The organism is Psychrobacillus sp. FSL H8-0510 (genome assembly GCF_038008345.1).
GTDB classification, from domain to species: Bacteria; Bacillota; Bacilli; order Bacillales_A; family Planococcaceae; genus Psychrobacillus; species Psychrobacillus psychrotolerans.
The window spans coordinates 998195-1018884 of record NZ_JBBOYZ010000001.1 but is presented as its reverse complement, the minus strand read 5'-3'; the positions used below and the strand labels follow the sequence as shown (position 1 = coordinate 1018884).

Annotated in this window: 19 protein-coding genes; 6 read left to right on the top strand and 13 right to left on the bottom strand. The window is 37.0% G+C overall.

Annotated elements, in window-relative coordinates; translation table 11 throughout:
- Positions 1–13 precede the first annotated feature (13 nt).
- On the top strand, positions 14–856 hold the full coding sequence (locus MHI40_RS04870) for a Crp/Fnr family transcriptional regulator (protein ID WP_340761759.1): 843 nt from the start codon (positions 14–16) through the stop codon (positions 854–856).
- 146 nt (positions 857–1002) lie between these two features.
- Here the strand turns inward: MHI40_RS04870 and MHI40_RS04865 are convergent, their stop codons facing one another.
- Together MHI40_RS04865 and MHI40_RS04860 are read right to left on the bottom strand one after the other, a co-directional pair.
- A complete protein-coding gene (locus MHI40_RS04865) occupies positions 1003–1323 on the bottom strand; it encodes a metal-sulfur cluster assembly factor (protein WP_093537336.1) in 321 nt (106 codons plus the stop codon).
- 66 nt (positions 1324–1389) lie between these two features.
- Complete coding sequence (locus MHI40_RS04860) at positions 1390–2148, bottom strand: prolyl oligopeptidase family serine peptidase (RefSeq protein ID WP_340761758.1); 759 nt, start codon at positions 2146–2148, stop codon at positions 1390–1392.
- 130 nt (positions 2149–2278) lie between these two features.
- On the opposite strand from MHI40_RS04860, the gene MHI40_RS04855 reads away from it, so the two are divergent.
- The 3 genes from MHI40_RS04855 to MHI40_RS04845 all read left to right on the top strand — a co-directional run bounded on the left by MHI40_RS04855 (position 2279) and on the right by MHI40_RS04845 (position 4741).
- Positions 2279–3091 (top strand): Cof-type HAD-IIB family hydrolase, encoded by an 813-nt coding sequence (locus MHI40_RS04855; protein WP_340761757.1) that lies wholly within the window; start codon positions 2279–2281, stop codon positions 3089–3091.
- A gap of 164 nt (positions 3092–3255) precedes the next feature.
- On the top strand, positions 3256–4107 hold the full coding sequence (locus tag MHI40_RS04850; protein WP_340761756.1) for a DegV family protein: 852 nt from the start codon (positions 3256–3258) through the stop codon (positions 4105–4107).
- Positions 4108–4231: 124 nt separating this feature from the next.
- Positions 4232–4741 (top strand): DUF3231 family protein, encoded by a 510-nt coding sequence (locus MHI40_RS04845; protein WP_093537332.1) that lies wholly within the window; start codon positions 4232–4234, stop codon positions 4739–4741.
- A gap of 60 nt (positions 4742–4801) precedes the next feature.
- On the opposite strand, the gene MHI40_RS04840 is transcribed toward MHI40_RS04845, so the two are convergent.
- From MHI40_RS04840 to MHI40_RS04800, 9 genes are all read right to left on the bottom strand, one after another.
- Positions 4802–6247 carry an alpha-amylase family glycosyl hydrolase gene (locus MHI40_RS04840; protein ID WP_340761754.1) on the bottom strand — a complete coding sequence of 482 codons (1446 nt, stop codon included), beginning with the start codon at positions 6245–6247 and terminating at the stop codon, positions 4802–4804.
- 268 nt (positions 6248–6515) lie between these two features.
- Positions 6516–6677: a hypothetical protein gene (locus MHI40_RS04835; protein WP_175496271.1), complete on the bottom strand. Its 162-nt coding sequence runs from the start codon at positions 6675–6677 to the stop codon at positions 6516–6518.
- Between the two features lie 88 nt (positions 6678–6765).
- Complete coding sequence (locus tag MHI40_RS04830) at positions 6766–7128, bottom strand: YisL family protein (protein ID WP_093537330.1); 363 nt, start codon at positions 7126–7128, stop codon at positions 6766–6768.
- A 54-nt stretch (positions 7129–7182) separates the two neighbouring features.
- A complete protein-coding gene (locus tag MHI40_RS04825; RefSeq protein ID WP_093537329.1) occupies positions 7183–8079 on the bottom strand; it encodes a fumarylacetoacetate hydrolase family protein in 897 nt (298 codons plus the stop codon).
- Between the two features lie 77 nt (positions 8080–8156).
- A complete protein-coding gene (locus MHI40_RS04820) occupies positions 8157–9320 on the bottom strand; it encodes a DUF418 domain-containing protein (RefSeq protein WP_340761753.1) in 1164 nt (387 codons plus the stop codon).
- Between the two features lie 11 nt (positions 9321–9331).
- Positions 9332–13045 (bottom strand): helicase-exonuclease AddAB subunit AddA, encoded by a 3714-nt coding sequence (gene addA / locus MHI40_RS04815; protein WP_340761752.1) that lies wholly within the window; start codon positions 13043–13045, stop codon positions 9332–9334.
- Entirely contained in the window at positions 13032–16526 is a 3495-nt protein-coding gene (gene addB, locus MHI40_RS04810; protein WP_340761751.1) for a helicase-exonuclease AddAB subunit AddB, read from the bottom strand. The genes addA and addB overlap by 14 nt, the downstream gene beginning before the upstream one ends.
- Before the next feature lie 345 nt (positions 16527–16871).
- The gene (lepB, locus tag MHI40_RS04805) at positions 16872–17414 is read right to left on the bottom strand and encodes a signal peptidase I (RefSeq protein ID WP_340764390.1); all 543 of its coding nucleotides are present in this window, start codon (positions 17412–17414) and stop codon (positions 16872–16874) included.
- A 1-nt stretch (position 17415) separates the two neighbouring features.
- A complete protein-coding gene (locus MHI40_RS04800; RefSeq protein ID WP_340761750.1) occupies positions 17416–18057 on the bottom strand; it encodes a TVP38/TMEM64 family protein in 642 nt (213 codons plus the stop codon).
- A gap of 110 nt (positions 18058–18167) precedes the next feature.
- Here MHI40_RS04800 and MHI40_RS04795 point away from each other — a divergent pair, with 110 nt between their 5' ends.
- Both MHI40_RS04795 and MHI40_RS04790 read left to right on the top strand, forming a co-directional pair.
- The gene (locus MHI40_RS04795; protein ID WP_340761749.1) at positions 18168–18875 is read left to right on the top strand and encodes an AzlC family ABC transporter permease; all 708 of its coding nucleotides are present in this window, start codon (positions 18168–18170) and stop codon (positions 18873–18875) included.
- 4 nt (positions 18876–18879) lie between these two features.
- Positions 18880–19188, top strand: a complete 309-nt coding sequence (locus tag MHI40_RS04790; protein WP_093537323.1) for an AzlD domain-containing protein — start codon at positions 18880–18882, stop codon at positions 19186–19188.
- A 45-nt stretch (positions 19189–19233) separates the two neighbouring features.
- Here MHI40_RS04790 and MHI40_RS04785 read toward each other — a convergent pair whose 3' ends face one another.
- Both MHI40_RS04785 and MHI40_RS04780 read right to left on the bottom strand, forming a co-directional pair.
- The gene (locus tag MHI40_RS04785) at positions 19234–19491 is read right to left on the bottom strand and encodes a CsbA family protein (protein ID WP_093537322.1); all 258 of its coding nucleotides are present in this window, start codon (positions 19489–19491) and stop codon (positions 19234–19236) included.
- 8 nt (positions 19492–19499) lie between these two features.
- Entirely contained in the window at positions 19500–20669 is a 1170-nt protein-coding gene (locus MHI40_RS04780; RefSeq protein ID WP_340761748.1) for a PDZ domain-containing protein, read from the bottom strand.
- Positions 20670–20690: the final 21 nt, after the last annotated feature.

Here is a 20690-nt window from a genome sequence, read left to right as displayed (position 1 = left end):
AGTTTGACCTTCTTTGACTAATATAAGTATACGTTTTTCCTATAACCTTTGTAAAGAAATATGGCATGATATTTGGTTAAGTAAATTACCTAAATATGCTATTATATATGAAAGTGCACATATGAAAACAAATGTGAATATCGGAAAGGAAGTAATAATTATGAATGAACAAAGTTCCAATTCACAAGGTATACATGCACTATTCGAACAATATGGAGTCAACTTAAAAGTAGATAAAGATCAATCCATTTTTTTAGAAGGTGAAAGGTCAGAAGATGTTTTTCTTGTAAAAACAGGTACCATTCGCATAAGTAAGGATACAGAAAGCGGAAAAATATTAACTTTGAGAATTACTGGAAATAATACGATTATAGGAGAAACTTCTATTTTTTGCGAAGTTTTGTATCATTCCGTTTCGGCAAATGCAATAGAACCTACCCACTTATTAGTATTATCTCGTTCTACATTGGAAAAATACTTATCGGATGATTCTACTCTTATGAAAGAATGGCTTCAAATCCTACAAGTGCATAATTTAAAAAACGAAACTCGCTTAAGAGATTTATTGCTCCATGGGAAAAAAGGTGCGTTATTGTCCACATTAATACGATTAACAAATACGTATGGGGTAAAACAAGAGGATGGTGGTATACTAATAGATCGCGCATTGACCAATCAAGAGTTGGCCAACTTTTGTGCTACTAGCAGAGAAGTTGTAAATCGGATTTTAAATGACTTAAAGAAAAAAAGGGTTCTATCGTTAGATAATGGTATGATTACAATTCATAATCTACCTTTTTTACGCACAGAAGTTGAGTGTGATAACTGTCCATTGCATATTTGTCGAATTGACTAGCTGCTGAGCTAATTCAGCGGCTTTTTTGTTTGGATTTTGAAAGGTGAAACTTAGGTGGAATCGTGTTTAACTCAGGGCACTATTGTGGAGCTTAATAATAAAAAGTCGAATCTACTATGATTCGACTTTTTACTCGATGTATTTTATTATCTAATTCCTAGTGCTATTTTAGCGTAGCGGGACATATTGTCTTTTGACCATGGTGGATTGAAGACAACATTCACATCTGTTCCTTTTACTTCAGGTAGTTCACTAAGTGCTGTTTTTACTTGATCTACAATCTGTGGACCCATTGGACAACCGATTGATGTTAATGTCATGGTAACTTTTGCAATATCTTCATCTGCTAATTGCACATCATATACTAAACCTAAATTGACAATATCTATGCCTAGTTCAGGGTCGATAACATTTTCCAGAGCGGCCATCATACTATCCTTCATGTCTTGTTCTTCATCTTGACTCATATTGAAAACCTCCTCTATTTTATCCCGCTTAACAGGCTATATATCAATCATATCAAACTCAACAGTTTATGCCAAACTATCCGCAAGCCACTGCATAGAAGCTAGCAATCCTTTTCGTGATACTGCATGTCCAGCTGACTTCTCGTTCATCAAGACTATGTTCTTTTTATCATATCGCTTTCTAAGCGAAGCGATAAATTGGGCAGTTGGTTCATATGGTACTACAGGATCCTTTTCTCCATGCCAGAAGAATAATGGCGTTTCAATAAGATTATCAGGATAGTTTGATGCGTCAAAAGTAGCTAATGTGTCGAACATATTTTTTCGTTCAACCGCATTCAATGGTACTTTGAATCCTTTTTGTTCAACGGAAGCAATTTGTCCTTTCGCAAGTTCTACATAACCAGGCGTACCCATCATAATAGCAGCAGCGTCAATCCATGGATAGACTGTTAAACAGCCTAGAGTAGTAATACCACCCATTGACGTTCCACCTATACCAATTTTTTGACCTGTGAAATAGCCACGTTTTTCTAACTCAAGCTTAATATGCCCAACTTCTTCGATAGAAGTTAAAACAATTTCCCAAAAACGAAGACTTATTTCTACTTCATCTAATTTTTCATCTCGTTCTCCATGTAGATGTGCATCTGGTAAAATGACGCGACAGCCTTGTTGTACAAGTTGGTAAGCGTAATGTAGGTTATGCTCTTTTCCACTTTCAAATCCGTGTAAAAAGATGACAATTGGAGCATCCTTTTTTGTTTCTTCTTTAAAAATATGTAATAACGGAATGTTTCCCCATGCCTCGGTAGTAACTATCATTGCTATCCCGCCTTTCTTCTATCATTATTCTACCAAAGTAATCTTAAGAGTTCAAAGAGGCTGATTTTACATTTTGACGTTATTCATTGAAAACGATACACTTTAAAGTAAGATAGAAGGGAGTTTTTTTATGAAACCACATTTAATCGTGTTAGATTTAGATGGTACTTTATTGACCGATGAAAAAGTAATTTCATCAAAAACTAAAAATATACTTCAGCAGGCAAAAAATGAGGGACATGAAGTAATGATTGCCACTGGTAGACCTTATAGATCCAGTGAAATGTATTATAAAGAGCTCGGTTTGAGTACACCAATTGTTAACTTTAACGGAGCATTTGTTCATCATCCTGGAAGATCCTCATGGAAAACTGTACATACACCGATAGATTTAAAGGTTGTCAAACAAGTAGTTGAAGCGGTAGAAGGTTATTCCATCAAAAATATGCTCGCGGAGGTATTAGATGATGTATATTTACATTATCACGATGAAAAAATACTCTCAGCATTTTCATTAGGGAATCCACAGGTAACTACCGGAGATTTACGCAGCCTTTTGAAAACAGACCCAACTAGTTTACTAATCCACGCAGAAGAAGACTCGGTCGATTTAGTACGCCAGCATTTAAGAGATGTTCACGCGGAAGTAATCGATCATCGTCGTTGGGGTGCACCTTGGGATGTTATTGAAATTGTACGCCATGGTTTAAATAAGGCGGTTGGACTCTCCCAAGTATCCAAGTTCTTAAACATACCAAAGGAACGTATTATTGCGTTTGGTGATGAAGATAATGATTTAGAAATGATAGAATATGCTGGTGTTGGAGTAGCTATGGGTAATGCAATTAGTCCCCTTCAATCCATCGCCAATGAAGTAACTTTAACGAATAATGAAGATGGTATTGCAGAATTCCTAATAGAAAGATTAAACTTAACTAAATAGATTCTGCTGTTTTTCACTCCAGGCGGACGCTTTACCCTCCAACAACCAAAATCAACAATTTCTAAAAATGATTAAAAATATGATGCCACGCAAAAGTTATATTATATTTGAAACAAGTAATTATGAAATTAATACAAATAAACAGAGTTACAGGAGGATGGGAAATGAGAATATTTGCTGATAGTGCTTCAGATTTACCTAAGAGTTTTTTTGAAGAAAATAACGTTCTTTTAGCACCACTTAGAGTTCATATTGAGGAAGATGAATACGAGGATATTATTAGTATTGATTCTTCGGAAGTTTATGCTGCAATACGTGCAGGGAAGCATCCAAAAACTTCACAAGTTTCACCTGAATTATTTTTGCGCTTATTTGAAGATCTTGCAAAGTCAGGAGAAGAAGGATTATATATTGCATTTTCATCGGCTCTTTCCGGAACCTACAGCACAGCTATGATGATGCGGGAACAATTATTAGAAACGTATCCAGATTTAAAACTGACGATTATCGATACTCAATGTGCATCACTAGGATATGGTTTGGTCGTTAAAGAAGTAGTTAGACTGCGTGATGAAGGAATGGATGCGGCTCAAATTATTGAAAAAGCACATTTTCATGCCGAGCATATGGAACATTTATTTACCGTGGAGGATTTAGATTATTTAGCACGTGGTGGGAGAGTTTCTAAAGCGAGCGCATTTGTTGGAGGGTTACTTAATATTAAACCACTGCTCCACGTAGAAGATGGCAAGCTCGTGCCTTTAGAGAAAATCCGTGGACGTAAAAAAGTGTTGAAGCGTATGCTTGATATGATGGATGAACGAGGAGATACTATAAGTGAACAGACAATCGCTCTTTGTCATAGTGATGATGAAGCGACAGTACTAGATTTAAAGCAAATGATTGTAGAAAGATTCAATCCGAAGAATATTGAAATATATTCCATCGGTTCAACTATTGGTGCGCACGTTGGTCCAGGAACAATGGGACTGTTTTTCTTAAATAAACGACCATAAAAGTTAAAGTAAGATCTATAGTTTATGTAGATCTTATTTTTTTTGGAGAATACTTTCTCATTTACTTCACATACTACCATTTACATGGAGAAATTCTGTGAAAATATAAACTAGGAGTGAGACAATGGGAATTTTGAGTGGTAATCCAAAAGAAGAACCTTTACATTACGGTGAAGTATATGCTCTGTGGTCAAACTTAGTAATTAATAACGGGTTAATCGCCGCATATCAAACTTTTTATAATCATGCAGGTGATGATGAACTAAAACAGTTGATAGAAGAGTGCTATAAAGCTATGGAAGAAGAAAATAAACAAATTGAGAAGATATTAAAAGTAAATTCCGTTGGTTTACCACCTGCACCCCCTGCTCGCGCAGATGCTCGACTTGAAGATATTCCGGTTGGTGCACGATTTAATGACCCTGAAATTGGAGCGGCATTAGCCATGGATTCAGCTGCTGGACTAGTAGCATGTAGCAAAGTAATGGGTGAAAGTATCCGCGAAGATATTGCTATGCTTTACGGACAATTTCATATAGCTAAAACTCAAATTGGTGCAAAAATTCTACGCTTAAACAAAAGTAAAGGGTGGTTGGTATCTCCACCTCTTCATAATTTCCCTAGTAAAAAATAGTTTTTCGCAGTCCCACAAAAAAACTGTTCACCCGTAAATACAGGTGGACAGTTTTTTTAGTTATTTACTTTTTTCTTCATCTACTCGGCGTTGTTTCCCTTTACGCCAAACAATGATCAAAAATAACATAAACAGTAGATAAGCAATGACCATTGCAGCGATATAAGCACTATTTAGTCCTGTATCATCTTTAACTTGATATACTTCGACAATCTCTCTATCTAATACTAAACGGTAAGAACCATCATCGGTAGCACGGACTATATCCGATTCAAATAATCCAAGCAGTTCTTTATCTTCACCGATTTCATCACTAGAAAGATCTATTCTTTTGGTCTCACTTGTATTATTCACTACCACATAAAATGTTTCTTCATCCGAAGAACGTTTGTATACTGCATAACCATCTTTGTTTTCTAATAATTCCATTTTACCAGTTCGCATTGCTTCAGACTTTGTGCGAATAGAGGCCATATCCTTTAAGTATTCAATTAACTCTTCATCTACCCGGAAATTCATGATTTGGTGGCTATCTTGTGGTTTTTGACCATTCATCGCTATTTCCGTACCATATGTCATATACGGCACTCCCGGTAATGTAAGAATTGTACCGATTGCCATCTTAATGCGAGTAGGCGGGAACATATTTTCCACTGCACTATGATACGTAATTCTCTCTGTTAACAAATTATCCACCATTACAAGGCTATCTTCATTTGTGGAAGAAATAGACTCTGAAGGTAAATCTGTATTTTTGAAAGTATCCCGGAAATCTATCATTTGCTGTTCTGAATAGTCCAAGTCAAAATTCGCTTCTGACTCTTCGAGTGCGATGACATACATAGGATCACGAACTTCTTTTACAGCAGCGATTAAATCATTAATAAATGCAGTTGGCGCTCCCTCCAACTCTGACAATTTAACTCCATCAATTTTGTAGGTTTCTGCAAATTTTACGATGGTATCAATAAGAGCCTGTTGTACATCATTATTAGTCAAATCCAATTGCATCTGACCATTTTCTGTTGATAGTACCCAATCACTCTTTTTGTTGTCGGTTGACCAAATATGTTGGTCACTAAAGTTATTTAGAGGAAATTCAACCATAATCTTCATATCTTTTTTGTGTGATTCATCTAATAACTCGTTAAATTCTTCCGTTGTCCCAAAGTGTCTCTCTAGTTCTTCAAAGTCCAAGATTCGCTTTCCATCATAAGATTCAGTAGAAAAAACAGGACCAATAGAGATTGTAGTGAAACCCATATCTTTAATATGTGTCATCTTTTCTAAAACACCTAGAAAGTCCCCACCTGCGAATGCATTGGGATCTTTGGGATTGACCTCATAATCATTCGTTCCTAATTTATTGAAGTAACGATCTACATATAGATCATAAATACTTTCGTTATGTATAGAGTTATTCGTTTCTGCACTGCTCACCTGAGTTGTTGTAAGGCAAAGACTACTCATCAGCAATCCAGTTATAATCCATTTTGTAAACTTCAAGGTAAATCCTCCTTTGACGCATATACATTTCATTTTAACAAAGCTCTGTTTTAATCGCTATTGTTTCGCCATTAAAGCATTAAATATCTATTATATTTCGTCCAAACTGTGACAGCTATACTAAAAGTATTTCTAGTGCTTTATAACAATGTTTTACATTACGACTACCGAGTGACTTTTTGAGATGTTGATAGGCTGAAAACACCATCTGTTCCTTTTTCCAATTCCCTTGTCCGCAGTACACTTTTATAAAAAACAAAACCACCAATCACTCTGGTGGTTTCTCAATTTTATGAAATTCTTGAAGGATATGTGATTGGAGTTCACCAGGAGAATCAGTATTGTTTTTTTGTAGATTTGCAATGACAACTGACGCACCTACAAAAACAAGCATTAGAACAATGACTAATATTAGCAATGTTATTCCCACCTAAAGCTCCCCCTCTCTTATTCTCTCAAAATAGCACAATATCAATAAAATGAAAAGAAGCTTTCACTAAGTGAAAGCTTCCCAAAACCTATGCTAAAAAGTTGATACCCATTGGTAATTTGAACCCAAGGAAAAGTGCGATCAAGAAGAAAACAAATACTAACACTAAGAAAGTTGTGTACGGTTTCCCTTTTGCCTTTTTCACTAAAGTCATTTCCATCATTCCAATTACTAATATGCCTGCTAGGAACTTAAATCCGTAAAGCATTCCTTCACCAAAGTCCATGCCCTTGATGAACAAAGCAACCCCAGAAATGATGATTAGGATGTAGAACAAACGTAAAATCATATGAACTACTTTAGGTTTAGCAATCGCTAATGCTACAAAAAATAGGATTAGTGCGACTACCCAAGTGGTAATGTGTAAATCTGTTCTTGCTAGAAAATCCATTTTTTCCACCTCAATATACTTGTAGTTTACTACTATCCTATTTAGTGTACCATGTTACTCGAATTTGTTCACTAATGTACCTATTCCTTCAATAGATATTTTTACTACATCTCCTGATTTTAAGTAACGTGGTGGATTAAATCCCTTGCCGACCCCAGCCGGTGTTCCAGTTAATATAACATCACCTGGCTCGAGGGTAACAGACTTAGAAATCTCGGCAATAATTTGTTCCACTGAAAACACCATATCGGAAGTTTTACCATTTTGACGAATCTCATCATTTACCTTAGTCACAACAACTAGCTCCTGTGGATTTGGTAACTCATCCTTCGTTACTACATAAGGCCCCATAGGACATGACCCTTCAAGACTTTTCCCTAAGAAATATTGCTGATGCTTCGTTTGTAGATCACGCGCAGTTAAGTCATTGGCAATTGTGTAACCGAATATATAATCATAAGCTAATTTTTCTGGAATATTTTTTCCTTGTTTACCGATTACAATAGCTAGCTCGCCTTCGTAATCGAAGGAATTTGTAATATCTGCGTGTAATGATAGAGTTTGCTCATCTGCTGCAATGGAAGTGGGAGATTTCGTAAATACAACAAATTGACTTGCCGTTCCACCCATTTCTTTTGCATGATCTGCATAGTTTTTACCAATTGCCATAATATTTTTTGGTGTTCTTGGAATTGGTGAAAGCCACTCTATTTCTGTAAAGGAACGTTTGAAGTTATTTGGCTGTTCAGCCTTTGATGCCGCTTCTACTAATTTACGGATTTGTTCGAGAAAATCCATCCCTAAACCTACTCCATCTATAATCGTAGTGGGAAATTTGGGTAATACTTGGAGCGTCTCCTGAATGTGTAATACATCCCATACTGCCTCTTCTTTTTTTACTTTTGGTCCGAAGTAAATTTTATCGTTTAAACGGTATGATAACAGTTTCATTTGATGGACACTCCCTTAAAAGTTTTAATCTATCTCTTAGTCTATTACAAATTAACTTCATTTTCATCTATTTTCGACTAATTATTCAAATAAGTCAGTTTTCTCCATAACATTTCTACCGGACCTTGCTTAAATTTCGTAAACCAAATCTCTGCAAAGACTACTTGAAAAGCATAAATCCCTATAGCCATCCACGTTCCTGTGCTTAAATCGATTTTCCCGTATAATCCGAATCCATAAGCATAAAAAATAGTAGTCGCAATAATAGATTGCATTAAATAGGTCGTCATCGACATTCTACCAACCTTTGAAATTGGTGAAAGTATTTTTGCTGCGAAAGGAATCGAGCAAACTAATGCAATTATACCTGCGTAGGCTATTGCTTGAAGTGGTCCTCCAAAAGTATCTTGGATACCCATAGTAAATAAGTTTGCTTCTAGTAAATATGGAAGCCATTTAATAACAGTACCGACTATTAACATTACTAACACTGTAATCATCCAATATACTTTTAATTCTCTTGCTCTTTCGATAAGCTTCCATTTTGCTGCTGCTGCACCTAGTAGTAGGAAGGGAACGATAGTAAATAGCATCGAAATGACGATGAGTCCATTTCCACTCATATATAACCAGTCTGCTAATCGTTGAGAGAAAATATCGCCCCATGATCCTTGGCCATATGCAACAATAGATGCTTCAATTTCCTGAATGCCAGTATAAATAATAGTGGCATTTGGCTCTAACAAAGATCCTAAATATAATAAACCATAAAGTAATCCATTTGGTATTAAGAATAAGAAGATACTAATGAGTAGTAACCAAATTGGCTTTAATCTAATCATCAGTATTAATACAAATCCTGCTAGGGCATAAGTTATCAAAATATCACCGGCCCAAATAAGAAACGCATGAATACATCCGATTATTAACAATATAGTCAATCGTCGAACGGCAAATTTGGCAAATGGACCGCCGTTAGCCGTAGACTTCAGAAATTGCATAGCCAAACCGTAACCAAATAACATGGAAAACAGTGGATATACACTTCCTTGTACAAAAATGTCAATCATTTTAAACGTTTCAAAATCACTTGGGTTTTGAAACCAAGTATACGGATTTATATAAATATATGGAGAGTGGAAAAATAGCATATTAACGACAAATATGCCGAGTAGAGCAAAACCTCTCATGACATCTATCGAAATAATTCGTTCATTGACTCCTGTTGGTTTAATAGACAAGCTTTTTCCCCCTAAAATGACACTGTTCTATTTACGTCAAATAAGTATAGTACTTTTTCTTTTATCTCTACTTGTAATATTGCCTCAATTGCCTGTGTATAAAGAGACAATTGCAGCTGATAACGTTGTTGCATCTCTTTTTGTAATATGGAGTCGTCCTTAACTAAATGCTTTACTTTATCTGTTTTATAGTCCAATAAAACCCAACGACCATCCTCTTCCAAAAACAAGCAATCTACGACCCCTTGGATAATCTGTTTATCTCCATCTGCGTCCTCTAATGCATACGTAAAAGGAAATTCTCGCATAATTTCTTTCGCATTTCGTAGACGTTCTGCCATTTCAGACTGGAAGAAGGAAACCATTTGCTTAGGTTTTATAGCAGCTCGTTCAGCTTTAGTTAAAATTTCACGTTCTTCCAGCCTTTCTGCAAAAAGGAGAACCTGCTCTTCATTTTTTTGTTCCTGAAGATCGACATTTTGCATAAATGCATGGACCGCAGTACCTGCTTCTGCACCTGTCAAAGCTGTTTCCTGCTGAAGGAAGAAAGGACGCTTCGCAACCTTATTTAGACTAGTAGGCCCAGACATTTTAAAATAGTCATCGTCCGATTGTTCCATAAGCTGCTGAATTTTCTTCATCTCACTAACTGTTTGCTTTGAACGTTTATGAGTAGAAATTTCATGGACATATGGTGTATCAAAACGGACCTTAATTTCCTGTGAATAGATACTTTTTGATGGATCTATTAGCTGCTCAAGTAAAACAGCCTCTTTTTCTTCCTCTTGTACAGCGTGCTTTAAATCATCTACACATTTAGCAACAATCTTCCATTTTGATTCGCTATCTACGAGATTTGCTTCATTTACTTCCGATAGCTGCCTGAAATTTGTATGTCTTGCTAAAGCTGGACCAATCCAGTCTAAATACCCTTTTGCTTTCGCACGCATATAACCCGGTAACATTTCTTCACTCAAAACATTTTGGGCATCGACCCATTTTTCTAACGTTTTTGCTAAATCTTTTATAGACCCAATGAGGAATAATTGCTCTTTCGCACGTGTCATTGCTACATATAAAACTCGCATTTCCTCAGCTTTCAATTCCATTTGCTTTTGTTCCTTCATAGACAAAAATGGCAATGAAGTGTAAGAAATTCGCTTGTCAGGATCAATTGCTTTTACTGCAAGTCCAAAAGATTGGTCAAATAAATAAGCTTCATTAAAATCCATTTGGTTAAAGGGTCTACCCATTCCCGCTAAGAACACAACTGGAAATTCCAATCCTTTAGAAGAATGAATAGTCATTAAACGAACAACATTTTCCTTTTCTCCTATAGAACGTGCAGCCCCTAAGTCATCCCCTCGTTTACGCATACGATCGATAAAACGTAAAAAGCGGAACAGCCCACGAAAAGAAGTTTTCTCATAATCGATTGCACGGTCGTGTAGAATACGAAGGTTTGCTTGTCTTTGCTTACCATTTGGCATCGCACCTACTATTTCATAGTAATGCGTATCTAGGTAAATCTGCCATATTAAATCGGCAAGTGAGCCTCTCCTACTTAAATCGCGCCAATCTTCATATTGAAGTAAAAATCTTTGTAGCTTCTCAGCAGTATCAGACGATAGTCCAGCTCCTCCGGTAGACACAAAGGTTTTCATCGCATCGTAGAAAGGCTCTTTTGGAGCAGATAATCGGATAAGTGCAAGCTCAGATTCTGTAAGACCAACAAACGGCGACCTAAGAACAGATGCAAGTGATATATCTTGATAAGGATTATCTATTGTACGCAACGTATGTAGCATGATCAGCACTTCAATTGCTTCAAAATATCCTTTCGAAAGTTCTGCATATAGTGGAATACCCGCTTCTTTAAATTGCTCTGTAACCTCTCCTGACCATGTCATCGACCGCATTAATATGACCATATCGCTATACCGGACGGGGCGATGAGTTTTTTTCCATGGATCGTAGACAGTTGCTTCGGATTGAATCAGTTCGTCTATTTTTGAAATAATATACCGTGCTTCAGCTTGTGACTTTTTAAGTTCTTCTTCTGCCATTACTTCGATTGTTTCTTCGTCATCTTCATTTGGTTCAGCACTACCGTCTTCCACTTCATATAACAGTGCCAGTTCAACAGGAGTTTCGATTTCTTCATATGGTGCTCCAGCTTTTAACGAAGCTGCTTCATCGTATTGGATTTCCCCAACTTGTTCACCCATTATTTGACTGAAAATATAGTTCGTTGCATGCAATACTTCTTTTCTACTACGGAAATTGGCATTTAAATCGATTTTGATACCAGAATCGATTGGAAGATCGTTGAAAGCGAGATATTTCCCTAAAAATAGCATTGGCTCCGCTAAACGGAAACGATAAATGGATTGCTTTACATCCCCTACCATGAACATATTACCAGTATTTTCATCTCCACTTTTCACAAATTGTAAAATGGTTTCTTGTAGTAAATTTGTATCCTGATATTCATCCACAAGCACTTCTTTAAAACGAGCCTTATATTCCTTCGCTATTTCGGAAGGAATGAGTTCACCATTTTCACCCTGCTCCGATAGAATATCTAATGCGTAATGTTCCAAGTCTGAAAAGTCGACTAGACCTTTTTCATTTTTAGCTGTGGTATAACGTTCCCCATATGCTATAGTCAATTCCACTAGTTTTTGCAGCTGTGGGGCCATTAAACGCATTTCCTCTAACAATCTTTCAGGTGTTCGAGTGAAATAATTATCCTTTAAGTCATTGATGATTTTCTTCACTTTCGTACGTTTGTTAGTCGCTTGGTTTTTCAACCCTTCATCGCAAGAGTCTTTTTTTATCGCTGCCGCTCTTCCCCATTTAATGCCCTGGAAATAATGAAAAACACTTTGCCAAGAGCTATTCTTCATCAAGTCTACTGCCTCTTGAATCATTTGCTGGTCGATTACCGCAGTATCTGCAAGAGGTGCTGGCCCATTTGGTTCGTTTGCAAGTCGACGAATCTCTTCAGTTACGGCGATTGCCTCTTCTAAATGATGTATGATCGCAAGTTTCAATGAGCCAATAAATGATAACTCATCAATCGTCATGTCTTCCGAAAGATTATATGCTTCAGGAATTGCCAGTAACCATTTCTCTGGCTCGGGATGAACGCGTGAATAAGAATAGAGCTTTTCAATCATCACTTCGATGGATTGATCATCACGATCGGATGTGAAACTGTCCGATAATCGATACATAGGCTCTGGATTGTCGACATGATAAGCTTCTTCTAGCACTTCTGCTAACATATCGTCACGCATAATAGCAGCTTCTGTTTCATTTGCAATACGGAATCCTGGATCTATCGTAAGCATATAAGCGTATTGTCGAACAATATTTAAACAAAATGAATGCAATGTAGAAATTTGGGCTTTGTTTAATAGACTTAGTTGCTTTCGTAAGTGATTCGATGTTGGATCATTTGCAATAGCCTTTTCAAGGGCCTCTCCCATACGATGACGCATTTCTGCTGCCGAAGCATTAGTAAAAGTAACAACCAATAACTCATCGACATTGATCGGCTGTTCTTTTGCAATGACTTTTTGTATGAGTCGGTCGATGAGAACAGCGGTTTTTCCCGAGCCTGCAGCAGCGGATACAAGTACATCAGCACCTGTTGCCCAGATAGCCTTCCATTGTGCAGGTGTCCATGTTAACTCTGCTGGCATATTAGGAATGTTCATGTGGACTCATCTCCTCACGTATTTTTTCAGCTATTATTTCAGGCTGCTCCACTTTCAATGCACGTACTTGTTGTGCGGGATCCGCGGGATCAAATTGGCAAACACTACGGAACGAGCAATAATTACATGGCATTTTATCTTTTATTCGATAGGGTAATACTCGAGTATCGCCAGCATTCATCCCGTTTCCGGCTTGTTCATGCTTTTTACGAACAAAGGACTGCAGTAATCTCATTTGCTCCGGTTCTACTACTTTGGACGATGATCTCGATAAGTTACCGTCTTTGTTCATGCGTACGGGAATAACCTTTGAAAATCCTGAGATCTGATCGTCCATTTCCATAATTACTTCTGGATCATCAAGTAGAAGGCCATTCATTTTATATGATTTATAAATAGCATCCTCAAGTTCTTCCTCTTCCATTTCTTTTTGTGATTGGATAAATGGATTATGCATATGCACATATAAAACTCCTGCTGGATCAGCATCTTCATGTAGCCACACATCAGCATTTTCAACAGCGACATCTAAATAAGTTAACATTTGAAGAGAAATACCATGGTATACCTCATTCAAATCAATCCCTTTTTTAGAAGATTTATAATCGACAATCCGAACAAACATATTGCCGTTAATATTAGCTGCATCAACACGGTCAATTCGACCGCGCAATTGCATTTTCCGGTTCCGCTTCAGTGGAATTTCTAAAGCTGGTAATACCTCTCCAGGACCAAACCCTGCTTCTATAGCTATCGGGACAAAGCCCGATCCTTTAGAATGTCTACTTAAAGCGATTAACGTATTAGCAACGATTTGTTCCAATTTTCGTTGAATGTATCGATAGCGGTTTGTACTTAATAACAATTGGTGGACAAAAACAGGCACAATATAATCGACCGCTTGTCTAGCAAGCTGGTGGCATTGCGGGCGGGTTAAATCAGACCATTGTATATCTATACGCTTCGTTTCATCCGCAATCCATTTTAACGCCGCATGGAATAAGTCTCCCATTTGTGGTGCTTCTAATCTATACTCCGCACGTTCTTCTAACTTTAGGCCATAGGATGCATAATGCGCAAACGGACAACTATAGTATTTCTCTACCCGAGACACACTAGAAATCATTGTTTCTCCGTATAAAGCAGCAGTCATTTCTTCATTTAATCTTTCGGTTTTATTGCCATGGATTAATGGCTTTGTAATTCTCTTCAATAATTTGGACCAATATGGATCCTCTAAATAATATTGATAAACGGACTGCCACACTTCAGTTAACTTACCTGTTGCTAGTGCTCCTCGAAGTTGCATAACCACATAAGGTAATGTAGGGCGTGGATGACTAATGGAAGTTAAGTCTAATTCATCCGAGAGCATATCACTTGGATCCACAACAGCTATTTCGACCGGTAAGTCGCTTACCATCTGATGAAGTTTTTTTATATACAAGGAAGGCAACAGTGCTTTCCCTTCGTTATCTGCCATCGGATACGATACGTATAGGAAATGAGATGCGGTTACGAGTGCTTTGTATATTAAATAGTTTTCATCCATTAAACGCATTTTCGATGTAGGTGCTAGTTCAAAGCCAATTTGCGTGAACCATTCACGCTCAGTATCTGTTAATAACCCTTCATGGTCCATCCGTTTTGGATATGCTCCATCGTTAACACCTACTACAAATGCTGCTTTAATATTTGTGAGCCGAATAATATCTACATTTCCAACTATTACTTGATCAATCGTCGGCGGAATGCCCGAAAAAGCAAGTTGGTCGTAACCCTCGTCTAAAATTTTCGCTACTTCCTCCAAGGACATTTCCTTTTCACCAAACATCAAGACAAATTGGTCTATTACATTTACCCATTCGTTCCACACTTGTTCATGTTCGGAAGCTAGAAGCAATTGGCCATTTTCTTCTTCCGCTTGCTTTAAGCTTTGTAACTTTTCATATACGTTAAGTGCCTCTATAAATGTATAAATAGCTATTGCAAAATCCTTACCAGTTCTACTTTGTTTCAGCTGATCGGAAAGAAGTTTTATTGGTTTGACGATTAAATCTCTCATTGTATGCATATCAGCTTGAATACTCTTCTCTTCATCTGTTTGGACTTTGGAATAAAACTCTAAGCCTCGATATTTTTTATAAACCCAGCGTCTCTCATCTAGCCATCTATCTCCATAAATTCCGAATGCCAACACAAAATTTTCTAAACGATCGGCACGCTCTCTCCAAGTTTTTTTAGAAGCATCTAATGGGAAAAACAAATCCGTCTTCACTGCACGAAAAACTGGTTCATACTTCCAGTCTGTTCGGATTATCTCAAGAATAGTTCGACTAAGTTCAATGAGCGGGTGATGTAACATCGGTTTCTTTTTACTTATGAAAAACGGTATATCATACTGTGGAAAAATAGTCTCGATTAAACCTTCGTATGTATCAGCATCTCTATGCAAAATAGCCATTTCGTTAAACCGAATACTTTTTTGTTGCATGAGCTCACGTATGTGTCTTGCTATAGCATGCATCTCCGCACGACGATTGGCAGCTTCCGTTATGTGAATATTTCCTGCTGATTTTGCTTGCAAAGGAGGAAGCTTATCAAGATTTGCCTCTATATGAGCAATTTCTGGTGACCTAAATCGTTTCTGTTCAGATTGATGTACAGTCTCTTCAATTTCCACCTTTTCCATCTGCGCTATTTCTAATAATCTTGCACATGTATTAGCAGGCTGATAAAAAAGAGATTGTTCATCTACTGCATCCTGTAATGATTCCATAGGAAGGGCAACGGTAATACGTTTTACTTGTTTCATTAATTGCTCGATAATCTCTAATTCTCTCGGCGTAAATGAAGTAAACCCATCTATATATAAATCTGTATTTGCAAGGAGGTTAGAGTCTTTTATTTTATTTGCTAATAAGGTTAAGTATCCTTCTCCGTCAATGTAGCTAACGCCTAATTTTTGCTCTACCTTTTCAAGCATCAGCATGATATCAGAGGATTTATCAATAAGTGTTTTGGGTGCATTTACATTTTCTAAATTGTTTAGGGCATTTGCCATTGTGGAATAATCCATACAGTATCTACTAAACTCTTTTAGTAGCACTTCAATTTGATCGGTGAATCCTCTTTTGGTTGCTGCTCGTTTAAATAGTGTAAATTCGTCTTTGTGGTTTTCAAGTAGGCTACGAATGAGCATTCGGTAACCGAAGCCACTTATTTCTTCTTTAGCTATTCCTCCTGTTTCTTGGAGAACGCGCCATGCTAGTCGTTTAAATGTCGTTACTTGTGCTCTAATTAGCCCAGGTAGTCCGGATTCGGCTGCAAGGTCATATTCACTGGAAAAGGACATCTGGTCAGGTACTATGTAGAATATTGGGTCTCCTATAGGAGCTTTTTGTAGAGCTGTGATTATTTCTTCGTGGATAAAAGTTGTTTTTCCAGAGCCTGATCGGCCACTGACTATTCGTAGCGACATTGGATTTCAATCTCCTTTCTAGTGAGTTAATATCTTATAGGTTCTAAAATAATGATGGAATCTCAATCTTTTTACCGGTTACTCGCACTTGCTATTCGTTACTTGCTCTCGGTACTCATTTTCTCTCAGGACGGATAAATAATCCTGGATGAAGGAGCTTTAACGACTTCCTGAAGGTTCATATGTAGCGTAAAGCCCATATCCTTCTAGGAACAATCTATTAATTTGCTTAGTATGCTGAATATAATTTTTGTGAATGCTAGAGTTATTCAATATTTTGTGGAATATTAAAAAACCGAATAATCTCCTATCTCTATTGTACAAAACATACTACAGAGAGGGAAATTATTCGGAATAAAATTGGGATGTAGCTTGTGATATTGGCCAGTAGCGTGCTTTTACCGTACCAACAATTTCTTCAGTATCTACAAAATAGAAATATCGACTATCCATGCTAGAAATACGATTATCGCCTAGAACAAATAACTTTCCAGACGGAACCCTTTGACTTCCTGTTAGTTCCTCTAATTCAAAATCACCTGTAAAGTTCTCATTTGGATTATTGAAAGCACTATAAGACTGCAAATAAGGTTCTTTTACTTTATTATTGTTTATAAACAACTCATCATTCTCATAGGTAATCGTATCACCTGGCAGACCAATTACACGTTTTACATAATCTTCTTGCTGATCACCATGGAAGATCACAATATCCATGCGTTTAACTTCTGTCATTTTACTAACTATTACCTTATCTTTATCGTTTAATGTGGGCATCATTGACTGGCCCGCTACTTCATAATTTGTCACAAGGAATGCTTTGACAAGTGTCACGATTAAAATACCTATTACAAGTGCTGCCAACCATTCCCATATTTCTTTTTTCACATTATTCAAGACTTTCTCCTCTTTTGTTTTTTCGTTCGCTGCTGATCAATCTAAAATCAGCCTCTACTTTTTTATTTAATCTCTTTTCAATTGCCTTACCTACAAACCATAGGATTGCAATGACAAAAATAACAATAGCGGTTCTAATTGGTTGAGTGATTAATGCTTTGATGTCAGATCCAATAAAACTAACAACGAAAATCATAATGAGTTTACCTAATGCCAGTGTCCAGAAATATGTGTTTTTCTTCATATCTGAAAGACCTGCAACAATATTAACTAGAGCAGAAGGTGTAAATGGAAAACAAACGAGTAAAAAGAGTGGTCCAAATCCATTTCGCTCTACCCATTTTATTAATTTTTGAATTTTAATATGTCTTGTAATAAAACCTAATGCGCGAGCTCGTCCATATTTTCGGATGACTAGGAATACTGCATAGGAACCAGCTACAGACCCTATCCAGGATATTAAAAATCCAAACAATAATCCATAGGCATTGACGTTTGCTACTATGAAAACGACTAAAGGTAAAAATGGAAGAAAGGCTTCCAAAAAAGGTAATAAGATACCAATTAGCGGTCCAAGTGCTCGATAATCATGTGTTAAGTTAGTTAAAGTTTCTAATGAAAACCATTCCGGCATTTGGCTCTCCTCCAAATATGTATATTTATACTATTCCCATTTTTGCTGTACATAAAACTCTCTAATTATAGTATAATTTGATGATTATACATTTAGGTGGTGAACATTTTGTGAATAAAAATTCGTTTTTTTCGGGTTTGAAAGCTGGAGTCAGTATAGCGATCGGCTACTTTCCAGTTGCACTGACATTTGGCTTGCTAGCAAAAACGACCGGACTTTCTATTTGGGAAGCAACCGCGATGAGTATTTTTGTTTATGCAGGAGCGGCTCAATATATGTCCCTCACACTTATTTCAAAAGGGGTTGACCCTATTTTAATCGTTTTAAATACATTTGTCGTTAATATTCGTCACTTCTTAATGACGGCTGCACTGAATGAAAAGATGCAAAGTGAAAAAAGATGGGTCAAAGGGATTTATGCTTTTGGCATTACAGATGAGAGTTTTTCAGTATTAGCTACACAAAAAGAAAGTAAAATAGCTACCCCCTTTGCTTTTGGCGTAGCTGTAATTGCATATAGCAGCTGGGTTATATTTACCGCAGTTGGACATGTCATTGGCGCAAATCTCCCTGCATTTTTACAAGCAGCAATGTCCATTGCTTTGTATGCGATGTTTGTTGGATTGCTTGTTCCATCCATGCGTGGAAATCGTAAAGTGGTAATGCTTGCGCTTGTAGCTGCCGTAATTAACGGTTTCTTTTATTGGACCGGGCTATTATCAACTGGTTGGTCCATCTTAGTTGCTACATTGGTATCTTCTATTTTAATTGAAATCATTTATGCAAAAAGAGGGAAAAACTTACCGAAAGGGGCTTAACAAAATGGGGATGTGGTATTGGTGGACTTTGCTTGGAATGGCACTGGTGACATATATTCCAAGGGCATTTCCTCTTACCTTTTTAGAAGGGAAAGAATTGCCTCCAGTCGTATCGGGGGTATTGCGTAATATTCCTTATGCAGTATTAGGAGCTTTAATATTCCCAGCTATTTTATACGTCCAACAAGACAATCTTTTATTTGGTTTAATAGGAGCGGCCGTAGCGTTTAGTTTAGCTTTTCTATTTTCAAATGTGATGATTGTAGTTCTTGGAACAATTGGAGTTTTAGCCGTATATAGCTTGATATTTTAATCCGTTTGTTTGTACATAGTTTTTAGAACAAAAAATCCGCTCTCTTTACAGAGGCGGATTTTCTTTATTATTACTAGTTTTCATATTGGTACTATACCAAAATCCTAATGTAAGGGATGCAGCGTCAATCACATAAATCCACCATCTATGTGTATAGCCTGCGTAGACCGATGCTGCGAATAATGCTACGGTTAATACTAGCGCAACATAATGATTGAAAGTGATACGTGTAAATAACACGACCATTAATCCCGGAGCAAAAATAGCCAATATTATTTGAGTTGTGATTGATAGTGATTCCATAGCTTCTCCTATCTAACTAAGATTAGACCTAGTCGATAATGATCATGTCTAAATAGTATGTGCTGACGAAGACGTAATTCTCCGTTTGAATCCAGCACTTCTAGGCGACAATGAGCAGCATTTATTTGAACTGCTTCATATAATTCCTGTTCGTTTTCAACTTTCTGTCCGTTCACTTTAACAATACGTTCTCCTATTAAAAGACCCATTTTCTCGGCAGGAGATCCAGAAAGCACACCTGCAATCATAACACCATTCGATTGTGGCGATACAGCATAGTTCCCTGTTTTTTCTTGTTGGTATTTTATAATAGTTATTAGCAATCTCGCGATGACACCTATTAGTATAGCAATTGCACTTACTAATGGCTCAAAATAACCGATCGCTGCAATTATTGTAATAACAATTCCTAGTTGCCAAACAATTTTACCGTACCCAGCAAAAAAATGAATCGGTAGAGAATGTTGAGATTTTTGTTGGAAACCAATTACAAATGGAAATACAACGAAAGAAAAAGCAGTTTCTCCTAGTGTAAACTGTGGCCAATAAGGTAAATACGTAGGAATAACATCCCCCGGAATCACCAGTAGTATAGGTAATAACCATAATTTTTTCACATGATATACAATCGCTTCGATACCTCTATGAGTAGTAACCAGTTTTGGTGAAGCTTGAGCTGACCCATGCTTTTGAATAAGGACGCCCTCTACAATGAGTAACAATCCAGCAATTATAGCAACTGGCACAATTCCTGCCTGAAGAACATCGAGTCCAGAAACAGTCCAAGTAAATACGTCTAAACTCCAGTTAAATGTATACATAGCATAGGCAGTTGCCGTACCTAATGCAATTGTATAAATAGCAGAACCAAACTGATACGTAAACAATAGTATAAATAATAGCATCCACATGCTATATATCAATAGCCATGAATTAGGAATAACTAATCCGATAGCTACGCTAATAACTGATAAAATAAGTGCCCAAATGATACCATCTAGCAAGAACCCTTTTGCCTCGGTCCATCCCCATAGTAGCCTCGTGCGAAATTGTCTTCTTTCTCTTTTAACGCGAACGTATCCGATTAATATCGAGAAGAGAAGCGTAACATATACTGCTGGATGGAGGAAAAAACGTCCAATTCCTTTAACCAATTCGATTAATACTTCTTGCACCATACGCATCCCCTCACTTACAAC